This is a genomic window from Pantoea sp. RIT-PI-b (assembly GCF_001187905.1).
Lineage (GTDB): Bacteria > Pseudomonadota > Gammaproteobacteria > Enterobacterales > Enterobacteriaceae > Pantoea > Pantoea nemavictus.
Genome location: NZ_LGIS01000030.1, coordinates 160,463 through 174,752, shown reverse-complemented (window position 1 = coordinate 174,752; position 14,290 = coordinate 160,463). Strand labels below are relative to the sequence as shown.

Genomic DNA, 14,290 nt, shown 5'->3' with positions numbered 1-14,290 from the left:
CCTGCGCATTTAAGGCAATGCTGAATGAAAATCAAAACTCGCTTCGCACCCAGCCCAACGGGCTATCTTCACGTAGGCGGTGCTCGTACTGCTCTTTACTCCTGGCTTTATGCTCGCCATAACCACGGCGAATTTGTGCTGCGTATCGAAGATACCGATCTGGAGCGCTCCACACCGGAAGCCATCGAAGCCATTATGGATGGTATGAACTGGCTGAGCCTCAACTGGGATGAAGGTCCGTATTATCAGACCAAACGTTTTGATCGCTACAACGCGGTCATCGACGACATGCTGGAAGCGGGTACGGCTTATAAATGCTATTGCAGCAAAGAGCGTCTGGACGCGCTGCGTGAAGAGCAGATGGAAAAAGGTGAAAAGCCACGTTACGACGGCCGCTGCCGCGACAGCCATGATCATCATGCTGCCGATGAGCCGTGCGTGGTGCGCTTCCGCAACCCGCAGGACGGTTCCGTCATCTTTGACGACCAGATTCGTGGTCCAATTGAATTCAGCAACCAGGAACTGGATGACCTGATCATTCGTCGTACCGATGGTTCGCCAACCTACAACTTCTGTGTGGTGGTGGATGACTGGGATATGGGCATCACTCACGTGATCCGTGGTGAAGACCATATCAACAACACGCCGCGCCAGATCAACATCCTTAAAGCCATCGGTGCAGAAGTCCCCACCTATGCGCACGTCTCGATGATCCTTGGCGATGACAGCAAGAAACTCTCTAAGCGTCATGGTGCGGTCGGCGTAATGCAGTATCGCGATGATGGCTACCTGCCGGAAGCGCTGCTCAACTATCTGGTGCGTCTCGGTTGGTCACACGGCGATCAGGAAATTTTCAGCGTGCCGGAAATGGCAGAGCTGTTCACTCTTGATGCGGTCAGCAAATCAGCCAGTGCTTTCAATACGGAAAAACTGCAGTGGCTGAACCATCACTACATTAATACGCTGCCGCCGGAATACGTCGCTACGCAGCTGCAGTGGCACATTGAGCAGCAGAAGATCGATACCCGCACCGGCCCGGAGCTAGCGAAGCTGGTGACTCTGCTCGGCGAACGCTGCAAAACGCTGGTAGAGATCGCCGCGTCGTGCCGTTACTTCTATGAAGAGTTTGACGCCTTTGATGCTGACGCGGCGAAGAAGCATCTGCGTCCGGTAGCCCGTCAGCCGCTGGAAGTGGTACGCGATAAACTGGCAGCGATCGGTGATAGCGACTGGAATGCCGAGAATGTGCACCATGCTATCCAGTCTGCAGCTGATGAGCTGGCGCTGGGGATGGGCAAAGTAGGTATGCCGCTGCGTGTCGCCGTGACCGGTTCAGGCCAGTCACCGGCATTGGATGTCACAGTCGAAGCCATTGGCCGCAGCCGCAGCGTGGCGCGCATTGAGAAGGCGCTGGCTTTCATCGCTGAGCGTGAAGCTAACGCATAATGTGACGTTGGAGCGTTAAAAAGCCGGAAGCATCTGCTTCCGGCTTTTTTATTCTTCCTGAATCCCTAACCGTTCCAGTACGCCGCGAATTCCTTCCCGCAACAACAACGCGGCAAATTGCTCTTGCTCCGCCGCGGTCATTTGCTGGACAGAATTTATTAATAACGCAGGTAACGTATTTTGCTGTGCACCGTAATTAGCCGCCGGTTCGTTCGCGTGGCGGGTGGATTGAACAAAGCTCTTTACGCGCTCATCAATATGGATTAATCGCGCTTTACCGCCCTGAACACCGGGCTTTGGCGTGGTTGTCCAGTTTTCACGCTTAATCCATTTATTCACCGTTTGCCGACTGTAGCCCGTTTCCAGCGCGAGCTCCTCGGGGGTAAGCCATTCCTTTTTCACGATGCTGTCCCTGTTAAATACATTAGTTCTACATATTACAACAAAACGTAACGGGGAAAAGTAACCTGGGTAGAAAATGCCTTCTGCGCTCCAACAAAAGGCAAAATTCGGTTATTGCGCTTCGTTGACGACGGGTTGTTCCGGGCGGAAGGCGATGAAATAGGTGAGACCAACGAAAATTGCTCCCCCCACACCATTACCCAGGAATACTGCAATCACGTTTGGCGCAAACTCCGCCCAGCTCATCTGTCCGGCAAAAATCGCTGCCGGGACAATAAACATGTTGGCGACAACGTGCTGGAAGCCAATTGCTACGAAAGCCATTACCGGGAACCACATGCCGAAAATTTTGCCCACCACATCTTTGCTGGCAAAGGCGAGCCACACCGCCAAACACACCAGCCAGTTGCAGCCCACACCGGAAATAAACGCATGCAGGAAATCAGCATTCACTTTGGCGTGTGCAATCGCTACGGTTTTCTTCAGATAGTCACCTTCGGTCATGCCCAACATGTGACCAAAAAACCATGCTACCGCAACGCTGCCAATAAAATTGGCGACGGTCACCCAAAACCAGTTACGCAGCACGCTAAAGCCACTGATGCGACGCGCGAACCAGGCGATGGGCATGGTCATCATATTGCCGGTTAGCAGTTCACCGCCCGCCAGCACCGTCATGATTAAACCTACCGGGAAGACGGCGGCACCCAGTAGCACGCCGAATGAACCCCATTCAGCAGGCAGTTGGTTAATCACATGCAGATCGAGCAGGAAGCCTGTGGCGATAAAGGCTCCGGCCATAAAGCCCAAAATTAATAAGGTTGAGATAGGAAGGCGGCTTTTAGCCACGCCAGCTTGAATCGCCAGCTGAGCGATTTCTTTAGGTGTATGCAGCGACATAGTTCACTTTTCTTTTATTAAACAAAGGGGGACGTTGCTGTCCGGTCATTGAGAGAAATCCCTGGAAGGATGACCGGTTAATTAGCGCGCTAAGTTTTACACGCACTATTAACGAAAACAAGACTGTTACTAACATCTTTAACCTGAAGTTAACGCTATGTTGAGGCCGGGTTTGAGAAGCCATGCGATTAAATGCATATAACTCTGCGCAAACGGCAATGAGGTGCTGAAATAAAAGCCATGCAGGCATGGGGTTGACGCCTTTTTCAGCGATCAAACACAGAACGAGAATTTGACGTTGACACTCAACAGGCGGTTTCATATTATCCCGTCCGTCGAGTTTACTCGGCAGTTTTTCGGTTCGGGGGTATAGCTCAGCTGGGAGAGCGCTTGCATGGCATGCAAGAGGTCAGCGGTTCGATCCCGCTTATCTCCACCAAACCGCTCCCAACGGTTTGACCGAAAAATGATTTCCAGATGTGGGGGTATAGCTCAGCTGGGAGAGCGCTTGCATGGCATGCAAGAGGTCAGCGGTTCGATCCCGCTTATCTCCACCAAATCTCTGTTCGTTCTGAACGCATTATTAAATAACCACGAAGAACCTATAGCGACGCAATTTATTGCGCGGTTTTGCTATTTCAAATTCAAATGCGCACTAAAATGCGCCGCTACACATGTTGTAAGCAGCGCTTTTTTATCAGGCGGTTGCGGCCTGCGGCTGCAATTGCAGCACACGGAAACCGTGTGTACCATCGCGATCCAGCTGCGCCACCAGGCCATACTCCCAATCCAGATAGGCCTGCATCACGCCGGGTTCAATATCGGTGCCTTCATACGGGCGGCGATAGCGATCGATCGCGGGTGAAAGTAGCTGCTGCTCACCTTGCTGCGTCGGCAGTTCTGCAGCGCGCCATGCGGCGTTACCCCCTTCCAGCACGAACACCGGCTTGCCGGTTAACTCTGCCACTTGTTCCACCGCGTAACCGGCCAGCAGACTGCTGCCGCAGGTCAGCACATAACGACGCGCCTCAGGCAGCAGCGCTTTACCTTGCTGCTGCAGGGTAGAGCGCAGTAACCAGGCCGCTCCCGGAATATGGCTGTTAAGGTGATTGGCGCGGGTAGTGAAGTCCAGCACCTGCGTCTGGCCCTCTTCCAGCCATGCCGCTAACTGTTGCGGTGACACGAATTCGGGTTGAGCGACTGGCGGCACCTGTGCCTTCCAGTTACCGGTTTCACTGAAATCACTGGCCTGCAGTTCTTCCAGTACCGAAACCTGCCAGCCAAGCTGTGCCAGCCAGGAGGCGGTCATATTGGCGCGGACGCCATCATCATCAATCAGCACAATCCGTGCGCCACGCACACTAGCATAATGGTCGGTTTCCTGTACCAGCTGGCCACCAGGCACGTGGCGGCTGCCGGGCAGATGCCCGGCGGCATACTCTTCGGCATCACGCACATCAAACAGATAGGTGGTGCGCGTTTCCTGCTGCCAGCGTTTAAGCGTGGCCAGTGGAATACGTTCCACACCCGCACGGTCAGCGATGCTGCGCGCACTATTCGCCGCCTGACGCTGTGCCGTTTCGCTGGCCTCGCCATAGCGGCGCGCCTGACCCTTATCCAGCGCATGTCCAGCCAGCGTCCAGCCAATAGTGCCATTACGCAGCGCGAATACCGGATTACGCACGCCGGCATTCACCAGCGATTGCGTGCCGATGATGCTGCGGGTGCGACCAGCGCAGTTCACAATTACCGTGGTTTCCGGTGACGGCGCGATATCACGTACGCGCAGCACCAACTCTCCGCCAGGCACGCTAGTGGCGCCAGGGATACTCATGGTTTGGTACTCGTCGAAGCGACGCGCATCCAGCACTACCACGTTGGCTTCGCTATTAATCAGCTGATGTACTTCGTCCGCTGACAGGGAAGGGGTGTGATTGTGGTGCTCAACCAGCTCGCCAAATGCTTTGCTGGGTGAGTTCACATCGATAAACAGTTCACCGCCTGCCGCCTGCCAACCGGCTAAATCATCGGCCAGCAGAGCAACGTTGCTGTAACCCTGCGCGGCAATGCGTTCAGCGGCGGTTTGCGCCAGGCCTTCGCCATTGTCATATAGCGTGATAGCGGTGGTGCGCTGCGGAATACGATCCAGCAGCTCAAGCTCCAGCTTGGAAAGCGGAATATTCACCGCAAACAGCGGATGCGCGGTGGCAAACAGCGCTTCATCACGCACATCAATCAGCGCCACTTCCTGCTGCTGACGCAGGGCATCAATAATTTCCGCCGCCTGGCGTAAAGGAAAAACGGCTTTAGTCATGTGAAAGGTCCCAAATGTTCGGTAAGTAACGGTTGCTGTAACCGGAGATAAACGTTTTTTCGCTGCCGTCTTCGCGATAGACCGCGCGTTTTACTGCACCAATGTTGGCGCCATAAACGTGAATGCTAATGGAGACGCGGTCGTCATAGGCATTGCTGACGCGATGAATATCGCCAACCGTCGGCGATACCGCTTCGACGCTGCCGGGATCGAGTCGCACGGGAGCACCTTCCGGCTGTAAACCGTTGGGTCCAGGCTGCCACGAATGTGAAATTTCCGCGCCGCGCAGCATGCCAATTAATCCCCACACGCGATGGTCGTGAATGGGCGTTTGCTGGCCCGGTCCCCAGACGAAGCTCACCACCGAGAAGCGCTGCTGGGCATCAGCGTGCAGCAGATATTGTTGATAGTGTTCCGGATGGGGCTGTGTGAAGGCGTCGTCCAGCCAGTCGTCATGACGAATCAACTCGCCGAGCCATTCGCTGCCACGCTGCAAAATCGTGGTTTCCGCGGGCTGGGTATCTAACAAATTGGCCAGATTAGCGACGAAGTCGCGCAGGCGGTGAAGCTGATAATGGCTCATGAGGCTCAGGCGCTCCTTTTATCAGCGGCAGAGAGCGCAGCGACTTTCTCGCGCGTCAAAGGAATCAGCTCGCGCCCATACTCCACCGCATCGTTAAGCGGGTCGAAGCCGCGAATCAGCACGCTATGAATGCCAAGGCGATAGTATTCCAGCAGCGCATCGGACACTTGCTCTGGCGTTCCCACCAATGCGGTGGAGTTGTAGCCGCCCTGAACCAGCTTCGCCACGCCAGTCCACAACACTTTATCCAGGCGATCGCCTTCGTTGGCGGCAGCGAGTAAACGCTGCGCCCCGACGCTCTGCGGCTTGGCCTTACCAAAAGCAAAGCCGCTTTCCGTAAGCTGCTTCTCGGCGGTGGCGCGGATATGTTCAGCACGTTCCCAGGCTTCTTTTTCCGTTTTGCCAAGAATCGGGCGGAACGAGATATTAAAGTTAATCTCGCGGCCCTGTTTGGCGGCCGCGGCACGCACGTTGCGCACGGTTTCTTCGGCTCCTTTCAACGGTTCACCCCATAGCGCGAACACATCGGCATGGCGTGCCGCCACCTCAATCGCCTCCTGCGACGATCCGCCAAAATAGACCGGCAGTTTTTTCTGCAGTGGTTTGATGGCGGAGAACGCCTGTTCAGCCTGATAAAACGCACCTTGATGATCGTAAGGCTGCGAGGACTCCAGGCTCTGCTTCAGCACGGTGAGGAACTCATCGCTGCGCGCATAGCGCTCGGCTTTATTCAGGAAGTCACCATCGCGCCGCTGCTCGACATCGCTGCCGCCGCTGATGATGTGCACGGCTAAACGGCCGTCGGTTAAGTGGTCGAGCGAGGCCAGTTTGCGTGCTGCCAGGGTTGGCGCGACAAAGCCTGGACGATGCGCCAGCAGAAACTTCAGCGTCGAGGTATGCGCAGCGGCGTGGGCAGTAACCAGAAAACCATCCGGTTGATCTGACCAATAGCCGACCAGAATGCGATCAAAGCCGGCTTCTTCATGCGCGCGCGCAAAACGGGCAATGTAATCTTTATCGAACAGCGGGCCGCTGGCCGGGATGATTTCGGAAGCGAGGCGGTGGCCAATCATGCCAAGGAATTGAATGCTCATGCGGTTCTCCTGAAGTGACGTCATGGAGAAAAACTACGGGCGCAGGCGGTATGAACGGAAATTCAATATTGTGCAAAGGTTTTGCATTTAACGGTGAAGCGGGTGATAGCGCGGGGAAAGCTGCGGAGCGACGAGATAGAACCGATTGAAATAATTAAGAAGAGAAGGGCGAGCCGCAGCTCGCCCAGACTATCAGAAGGCCAGCACTAAACCGGCGATGGCGGCAGACAGCACGCTCACCAGGGTTGAGCCGTACAGCAGTTTCAGGCCGAAGCGCGAAACCACGTTACCTTGCTCTTCGTGCAAACCTTTAATCGCACCCGCCACAATCCCGATAGAAGAGAAGTTAGCAAAGGAGACGAGGAATACAGACAGAATACCTTCCGCATGTGGCGAAAGCTGACCGGCGATTTTCTGCAGATCCATCATCGCCACGAATTCGTTGGACACCAGTTTGGTCGCCATGATGCTGCCAACCTGCAGCGCTTCGTGTGAAGGAACGCCCATCACCCAGGCAAACGGATAGAACACATAACCCAGCACGCCCTGGAAGCTGATACCGAAGATCAAATCGAACAAGGCGTTCAGACCAGAAATCAGCGCGATAAAACCAATCAGCATCGCCGCCACGATAATCGCCACTTTGAAACCGGCGAGAATGTATTCGCCCAGCATTTCGAAGAAGCTCTGACCTTTATGCAGATCCTGCAGCTGCAGGTCTTCTTCGCTATCAACGCGGTACGGGTTAATCAGCGACAGCACAATAAAGGTGCTGAACATATTCAGTACCAGCGCAGCCACCACATATTTTGGCTGGAGCATGGTCATGTAGGCACCGACAATCGACATGGAAACGGTCGACATCGCGGTCGCTGCCATGGTGTACATACGGCGCTGCGACATCTTGCCGAGGATATCCTTATAGGCGATAAAGTTTTCTGACTGTCCCAAAATCAGAGAGCTAACGGCGTTAAAGGATTCCAGTTTGCCCATACCGTTAACTTTAGACAGCACGGTACCGATGCCACGAATCACCCACGGTAAGATGCGGAAATGTTGCAGAATACCGATTAATGCGGAGATGAACACAATCGGGCACAGAACATTCAGGAAGAAGAAGGCGAGGCCTTTTTCGTTCATGTTGCCGAACACGAAGTTGGTCCCTTCAGCCGCATACTTGAGCAGATGATCAAAGACGCCGGCGAAACCCTGTACGAAACCGAGGCCGACTGATGAGTTGAGGAAGAACCACGCCAGCAGTACTTCGATCACCAAAAGTTGGACGATATAGCGAATGCGAATGCTTTTACGATCGTGACTGACCAGCAAGGCCAGCACGGCTACCACCACCAGTGCTAAAATAAAATGCAAAACATGGGACATGTCGGCTCCAAATTTGAGGAGGGTTGTATTTTGTTGCGTATTCTATGTAACGCGTTACTTAAAAACGAGATCAAAACCACATTATAAGTATTCGCTATCGCGATTTTTCTCAGATAAGTCTGACCGCTCACAACCCCGTTACAATTCTCTCACAAGAAATATCCACAAAAACATTGTCTATAAAATGACCCAGGCGTAGAGTCAATTCCGTTGTCCTGGTTTTGGCAAGAACCACCTTTACCAAAATGTATAGCAATGGCTATACTTCATAGCACCATCTATTAATACGATAACTATAACCATATTTCATCTGCCTTGTTCACCTCTTAAGCTGCTCAGGTCAACAAGCATTAAGACAGGGTAAAACTATGCTAGAAAGCCGCACCGCTGAGCGCGCCACTCGCGGAGCCAGAAAGATTAAGCTTGCGTTGCTGGGCCCCGCCTTTATCGCGGCGATTGGTTATATCGATCCCGGCAATTTTGCTACCAATATTCAGGCCGGCGCCGCCTACGGCTACAAGCTGTTATGGGTGGTGGTGTGGGCCAACGTGATGGCGATGCTGATTCAGCTGATGTCAGCCAAACTCGGCATTGCCACCGGCAAAAATTTAGCGGAGCACATCCGCGATCGCTTTCCGCGCCCGGCGGTATGGTTCTATTGGGTGCAGGCGGAAATCATCGCCATGGCCACCGATCTCGCCGAGTTTATCGGCGCAGCGCTCGGCTTTAAACTATTACTCGGTATTTCGCTGCTGCAGGGCGCGGTGCTGACGGGGATCGCAACCTATCTGATTCTGATGCTGCAAAGTCGCGGGCAGAAGCCGCTGGAGCTGGTGATTGGCGGCCTGCTGCTGTTTGTTGCGGCGGCCTATATTGTCGAGCTGTTTTTCTCCCAGCCGAACGTCAGCGAGCTGGTGGTTGGCATGGCGCTTCCTTCGCTGCCGACTTCCGATGCGGTTTTCCTGGCTGCCGGCGTGTTAGGCGCCACCATTATGCCGCACGTGATTTATCTGCACTCGGCGCTGACGCAGCATGGTAATAAAGGCAGCAAAGCTGAGCGCTACTCCTCGACAAAGCTGGATGTGGCGATTGCGATGACCATCGCGGGCTTTGTCAATCTGGCGATGATGGCCACCGCAGCGGCGGCGTTCCACTTTAGCGGCCACTCTAAAATTGTCGATCTCGACCAGGCGTACTTAACGCTGCAACCGCTGCTGGGTCAGGCTGCCGCCATTGTGTTTGGTTTAAGCCTGGTTGCCGCCGGTCTCTCTTCTACGGTGGTGGGAACGCTGGCAGGACAAGTGGTTATGCAAGGCTTTATCCGCTTCCACATCCCGCTGTGGTTCCGCCGTACCATCACCATGTTGCCGTCCTTTATTGTGATTTGGGCTGGTTGGGATCCAACGCGTATTCTGGTGATGAGCCAGGTGCTGTTGAGTTTTGGTATTGCACTGGCGCTGATTCCGCTGCTGTCGTTCACCGGCAACCGTGAATTGATGGGCGATGAGATGGTGAACTCGCGTCTGATGCAGAATGCCGGGCGCTTGATTGTGGTGCTGGTGATCGCCCTCAATCTCTACCTGCTGGTCGGCGAAGCGCTCGGTTGGTAAGCGCGCGATAAAAGAAAAATCCCGCTATCAAGCGGGATTTTTTGTTTAGTGATGATGATGATCGTGGTGGCCACGACGATCGTCATGGCGGTGATCGTGACGATGATGTTCACGACGTTCACGGTCATGCCAGCGACGTTCGCGCTCACGTTCATAGGCGCGATGACGTTTCCACTCTTCATGACGCCACCAGCGATTATCATTGTACTGGTAGCGATCGTTCCACCAGCGCGGCTCGCGCCAGCGGCCGCCATCCCAGTAATTACCGTGACGATCGCGATCGCCAAGATGCAGCGTGACGCCGGGACCCAAATTGATGGTGGCGCTATTAGCTTCTGCTGTGTGTATGGCTAATGGGGATAAAGTTGCCAGCAAGGCGGCAAACAAAATTGCACGTTTCATAACTTCTCCTTTTCAGTAGCTTATCTCTGCCACCGTTGCGCTAGTTTGCCACATCGGACCAGGTAAGCCTTGAGAATCAGTCTGAAAACGCTGAGGGAAATCTGAATTGAGAATTTTCTGCTGCAGAGAACGCCCGACAAATGCCGGGCGGGTAAACGTTTACACCAAGATATTATGGATGGCGCTAATTTCGTCTGTGCTTAGCTCTGGCTGGCTCAACATCTCAACGGCATCATCAATCTGCGCAGTTTTACTGGCACCAATTAATACCGAAGTGACGCGCGCATCGCGCAACACCCAGCTCAGCGCCATTTGCGCCAGCTTCTGACCGCGCTGTTGAGCAATCGCCTGCAGCTGACGCACTTTTTCCATCTTCTCTTGCGTCAGCTGGTTCTCATTGAGGAACTTACTGCCGCTGGCGATGCGTGAATCTTCTGGAATGCCCTGCAAATAGCGGTCGGTTAACACGCCACCTGCCAGCGGAGAGAAGGCGATGCAGCCGACGCCGTTATCGCCCAGCACATCCAGCAAACCCTGCTCTGGCGCGCGTTCAAACATCGAATAACGCGGCTGATGGATCAGGCACGGCGTGCCGAGATCGCGTAGAATCGCAATCGCTTCGGCGGCTTTATCAGCTGGATAGTTGGAGATGGCGGCATACAGCGCTTTACCCTGACGCACCACTTGGTCCAACGCGCGCATGGTTTCTTCCAGCGGCGTTTCGGGATCCGGTCGGTGATGATAGAAGATATCCACGTACTCCAACCCCATGCGTTTCAGGCTTTGATCGAGACTGGAAATCAGATATTTGCGTGAACCCCAATCGCCGTAAGGCCCGTCCCACATGGTGTAACCGGCTTTTGTCGAGATCACCAACTCATCGCGTAGCCCATGAAAATCCTCGCGCAGGATACGACCAAAGTTGGATTCTGCCGATCCCGGCGGTGGGCCGTAGTTATTGGCGAGGTCGAAATGGGTAATGCCGCGATCAAAGGCGTGACGCAGCAATTCACGGCTGTTATCCACGCGCGTACTGTCGCCAAAGTTGTGCCACAAGCCCAGCGAAATAGCCGGTAACTTCAGGCCGCTACGGCCACTACGACGATATTGCATTTGTTGGTAACGTTCGGGATGGGGAAAAGCAGTCATGCAGCGTTCCTGTCTCAAAGGGGAGAAAGTGACATCAGCATAGCAGTGTATGCGTTTACACTAAGGCGAAACGCGCCGAAGATCGCAACTTACAGAATTATCTGTCGTCGTAACGATAGCTTGCCACAAATCCCCGTTTCACGACGGTGGAAATCTCGCCAATTCAGCCACATCGCTAATACTCCTGATCATCCCCTTAACAAGGAGTTGTCGATGAAAACCCTCAATGTTGGCGAGTACTTACTGCACCGTTTACACCAAAGCGGCATCCGCCATCTGTTCGGCGTACCCGGCGATTACAACCTGCAATTTCTCGACAGCGTCATTGCGCATCCGGAAATCGCCTGGGTTGGTTGTGCCAATGAACTCAATGCCGCCTATGCGGCAGATGGTTACGGGCGCTGTAACGGCGCAGCCGCGCTGCTAACCACCTTTGGCGTCGGCGAGCTCAGCGCCATTAATGGCATTGCCGGCAGTTATGCCGAGTATGTACCAGTGATTCATATCGTGGGCGCGCCGGCGAGCAAAGTGCAGCAGCAGGGCGACTGCGTACATCATTCGTTGGGAGACGGCGATTTTGGCCACTTTTTGCGTATGGCGCAGGAAGTGAGTGCCGCTTCTGCGGTGCTGACGGCGGACAATGCGGTGGCGGAGATTGATCGGGTGATTGACGAGGCGTTGCAGCAACATCGTCCGGGCTATCTCTTGCTGGCGGTGGATGTGGCCGCCGCAGAAGTGGCGATGCCCGCGGTTAAATCCGATGCGCAACCCCGTCATCATCAGATTGCCGCTGCGTTTGCCGACGCGGCAGAACGCTTGCTGGCACCGGCGCAGCGAGTCGCGCTATTAGCAGATTTCCTCGCCTCGCGCTGGCAATTGCAGCCGCAGTTGGAGACGCTGCGCCAACTGCGCGCGATTCCTGCCGCCACATTATTGATGGGAAAAGGGGTGCTGAACGAGCAGCAGCCAGGTTATGTCGGCACCTATGCGGCTGAAGGCAGCAGCGATGCCGTACGCCAGGCTATTGAAGATACCGATGTCACGCTGTGCGTCGGCGTACGTTTCACCGATACCTTAACCGCCGGTTTCACGCAAAACTTGCCGGAAGCGCGGGTCATCGATCTACAGCCGTTTCAGGCGACGGTTGGCGGCGAGGTGTTCGCCCCGCTGAGCATGGAGCAGGCGCTGGATGCACTGCTGCCCATTTACCAGCGTCACTGCGCGCATTGGCAGCTCGCGGCAGAGATAGAGTGCGAGGAAAATGAGCAAATCGATGCGGCGGTAATCAGTCAGCACGCATTCTGGCAGGCGATGCAGCGCTTCCTGCAGCCGGGTGATATTATCCTTGCCGATCAAGGCACCGCCGCCTTTGGTGCCGCAGCGCTGCGTTTACCGCAGGATGCACAACTGCTGGTACAACCGCTGTGGGGATCGATTGGCTATACTTTACCCGCCACCTTTGGTGCGCAAACGGCGCAGCCCGATCGCCGCGTGATCCTGATTATTGGTGATGGCTCCGCTCAGCTTACGATTCAGGAGCTGGGCTCCATGCAGCGCGATGGGCAGCAGCCGATCATCTTCTTACTGAATAATGATGGCTACACGGTTGAGCGCGCGATTCACGGCGCTGAGCAACGTTACAATGATATCGCCCAGTGGAACTGGACTGCGCTGCCGCAGGCGATGAGCCTGCAGTGCGCGGCGCAGAGTTGGCGCATCAGCGAAACGGTACAGCTGGACGCGGTAATGGCACAATTAATGCGTAATCGTCACCTGTCGCTGGTGGAAGTGGTGATGGACAAACAGGACTTGCCGCCGCTGCTGCGTAAGGTTACCGCTGCGCTGCATCAGCGTAATAGCCGCTAAATTTCGGATAGTTGCCGCTGTGCAGTGAGGCAGGCGATCGGTAGGCTGTGCAGCATCTTTGAATGGATTACGCCCATCGTGCAGGTGGGCGTTGTTGTTTTATTGGCAGGCTTTTATAGTGTCCTGCAATTGTTTATGACCCAAGCGGAGCAGCAGAAGAATGACAACATACGCCCTGGTCGGCGATGTGGGCGGTACCAATGCCCGTCTCGCATTGTGTGAGGTGGAAAATGGCGCCATCTCGCAAGCCCAAACCTTCTCAACATCAGACTACGACAATCTCGAAGCGGTGATTCGCCACTATCTCGACGAGCAAAAGCAGGACATCAAGCACGCCTGTATCGCCATTGCCTGTCCGATCACCGGCGATTGGGTGGAGATGACCAACCACGATTGGGCATTTTCCACTAAAGCGATGAAACAGAATCTGGCGCTGGAAAGCCTGGAGATCATTAACGATTTCACCGCCGTTTCCATGGCGATTCCGATGCTGAGCGAAAACGAAGTGATTCAGTTTGGCGGCAAAGTGCCGGTTGAAGGCAAACCTATTGCGATTTATGGCGCTGGCACCGGCCTTGGCGTTAGCCACTTGGTCCACGTGGACAAGCGTTGGATTAGCTTGCCGGGCGAAGGCGGACACGTAGACTTCGCGCCTAACAGCGAAGAAGAGGGTGAGATTCTCGAGGTGCTGCGCGCGGAGATCGGTCACGTCTCGGCTGAGCGCGTGTTGTCAGGTGCTGGATTAGTCAATCTGTATCGCGCCATCGTCAAATCTGATGAGCGTGAGCCAGAAAACCTCAAGCCAAAAGATGTCACCGAGCGCGCGTTGAAAGACAGCTGCATCGATTGCCGCCGTGCGCTGTCGCTGTTCTGCGTCATCATGGGTCGCTTTGGCGGTAACCTGGCGCTCAACCTCGGCACCTTTGGCGGCGTGTACATTGCCGGTGGCATCGTGCCGCGCTTCCTCGACTTCTTCAAAGCCTCCGGTTTCCGCGCGGCGTTTGAAGATAAAGGCCGCTTCCGCGACTATCTGGTGGATATTCCGGTGTATATGATTACCCACGATCAACCGGGCTTGCTGGGTGCCGGTGCACATCTGCGCCAGGTGCTGGGCCGCGAGCTGTAATCTTTGCAGGCGAGC

General features: G+C 54.8%; 12 protein-coding genes and 2 tRNA genes. 6 read left to right on the top strand and 8 right to left on the bottom strand.

Annotation, left to right across the window (positions count from 1 at the left end; all coding sequences use genetic code 11):
• Positions 1 to 24: 24 nt before the first annotated feature.
• On the top strand, positions 25 to 1,446 hold the full coding sequence (gene gltX / locus AC790_RS20065) for a glutamate--tRNA ligase (RefSeq protein ID WP_007889096.1): 1,422 nt from the start codon (positions 25 to 27) through the stop codon (positions 1,444 to 1,446).
• Positions 1,447 to 1,494: 48 nt separating this feature from the next.
• On the opposite strand, the gene AC790_RS20060 is transcribed toward gltX, so the two are convergent.
• Both AC790_RS20060 and AC790_RS20055 read right to left on the bottom strand, forming a co-directional pair.
• Positions 1,495 to 1,848 carry a YfeC-like transcriptional regulator gene (locus AC790_RS20060; protein WP_008102134.1) on the bottom strand — a complete coding sequence of 118 codons (354 nt, stop codon included), beginning with the start codon at positions 1,846 to 1,848 and terminating at the stop codon, positions 1,495 to 1,497.
• Between the two features lie 111 nt (positions 1,849 to 1,959).
• Complete coding sequence (locus AC790_RS20055) at positions 1,960 to 2,748, bottom strand: formate/nitrite transporter family protein (protein WP_007889100.1); 789 nt, start codon at positions 2,746 to 2,748, stop codon at positions 1,960 to 1,962.
• Between the two features lie 363 nt (positions 2,749 to 3,111).
• Between AC790_RS20055 and AC790_RS20050 the strand changes: the two genes are divergently transcribed.
• Positions 3,112 to 3,187: transfer RNA gene (locus tag AC790_RS20050), tRNA-Ala, on the top strand.
• Positions 3,188 to 3,229: 42 nt separating this feature from the next.
• A tRNA-Ala gene (locus AC790_RS20045) sits at positions 3,230 to 3,305 on the top strand.
• Positions 3,306 to 3,445: 140 nt separating this feature from the next.
• On the opposite strand, the gene AC790_RS20040 is transcribed toward AC790_RS20045, so the two are convergent.
• The 4 genes from AC790_RS20040 to AC790_RS20025 form a co-directional block, all read right to left on the bottom strand.
• Complete coding sequence (locus AC790_RS20040; RefSeq protein WP_049852938.1) at positions 3,446 to 5,062, bottom strand: rhodanese homology domain-containing protein; 1,617 nt, start codon at positions 5,060 to 5,062, stop codon at positions 3,446 to 3,448.
• On the bottom strand, positions 5,055 to 5,645 hold the full coding sequence (locus tag AC790_RS20035) for a cysteine dioxygenase (RefSeq protein WP_049852937.1): 591 nt from the start codon (positions 5,643 to 5,645) through the stop codon (positions 5,055 to 5,057). Before AC790_RS20035 ends, AC790_RS20040 begins: the two co-directional genes overlap by 8 nt.
• Positions 5,646 to 5,650: 5 nt before the next feature.
• The gene (locus AC790_RS20030) at positions 5,651 to 6,739 is read right to left on the bottom strand and encodes an LLM class flavin-dependent oxidoreductase (RefSeq protein WP_049852936.1); all 1,089 of its coding nucleotides are present in this window, start codon (positions 6,737 to 6,739) and stop codon (positions 5,651 to 5,653) included.
• 192 nt (positions 6,740 to 6,931) lie between these two features.
• On the bottom strand, positions 6,932 to 8,122 hold the full coding sequence (locus AC790_RS20025) for a NupC/NupG family nucleoside CNT transporter (RefSeq protein WP_007889107.1): 1,191 nt from the start codon (positions 8,120 to 8,122) through the stop codon (positions 6,932 to 6,934).
• Positions 8,123 to 8,490: 368 nt separating this feature from the next.
• Here AC790_RS20025 and AC790_RS20020 point away from each other — a divergent pair, with 368 nt between their 5' ends.
• A complete protein-coding gene (locus AC790_RS20020; protein WP_049852935.1) occupies positions 8,491 to 9,732 on the top strand; it encodes an Nramp family divalent metal transporter in 1,242 nt (413 codons plus the stop codon).
• Between the two features lie 45 nt (positions 9,733 to 9,777).
• On the opposite strand, the gene AC790_RS20015 is transcribed toward AC790_RS20020, so the two are convergent.
• Positions 9,778 to 10,134, bottom strand: a complete 357-nt coding sequence (locus AC790_RS20015; RefSeq protein ID WP_049852934.1) for a DUF2502 domain-containing protein — start codon at positions 10,132 to 10,134, stop codon at positions 9,778 to 9,780.
• A 159-nt stretch (positions 10,135 to 10,293) separates the two neighbouring features.
• Positions 10,294 to 11,283 carry an L-glyceraldehyde 3-phosphate reductase gene (gene mgrA / locus AC790_RS20010; RefSeq protein WP_049852933.1) on the bottom strand — a complete coding sequence of 330 codons (990 nt, stop codon included), beginning with the start codon at positions 11,281 to 11,283 and terminating at the stop codon, positions 10,294 to 10,296.
• A 213-nt stretch (positions 11,284 to 11,496) separates the two neighbouring features.
• Here mgrA and AC790_RS20005 point away from each other — a divergent pair, with 213 nt between their 5' ends.
• Both AC790_RS20005 and glk read left to right on the top strand, forming a co-directional pair.
• Positions 11,497 to 13,149 (top strand): alpha-keto acid decarboxylase family protein, encoded by a 1,653-nt coding sequence (locus AC790_RS20005; RefSeq protein ID WP_049852932.1) that lies wholly within the window; start codon positions 11,497 to 11,499, stop codon positions 13,147 to 13,149.
• Positions 13,150 to 13,309: 160 nt separating this feature from the next.
• Positions 13,310 to 14,275: a glucokinase gene (glk, locus tag AC790_RS20000; protein WP_049852931.1), complete on the top strand. Its 966-nt coding sequence runs from the start codon at positions 13,310 to 13,312 to the stop codon at positions 14,273 to 14,275.
• Positions 14,276 to 14,290 lie beyond the last annotated feature (15 nt).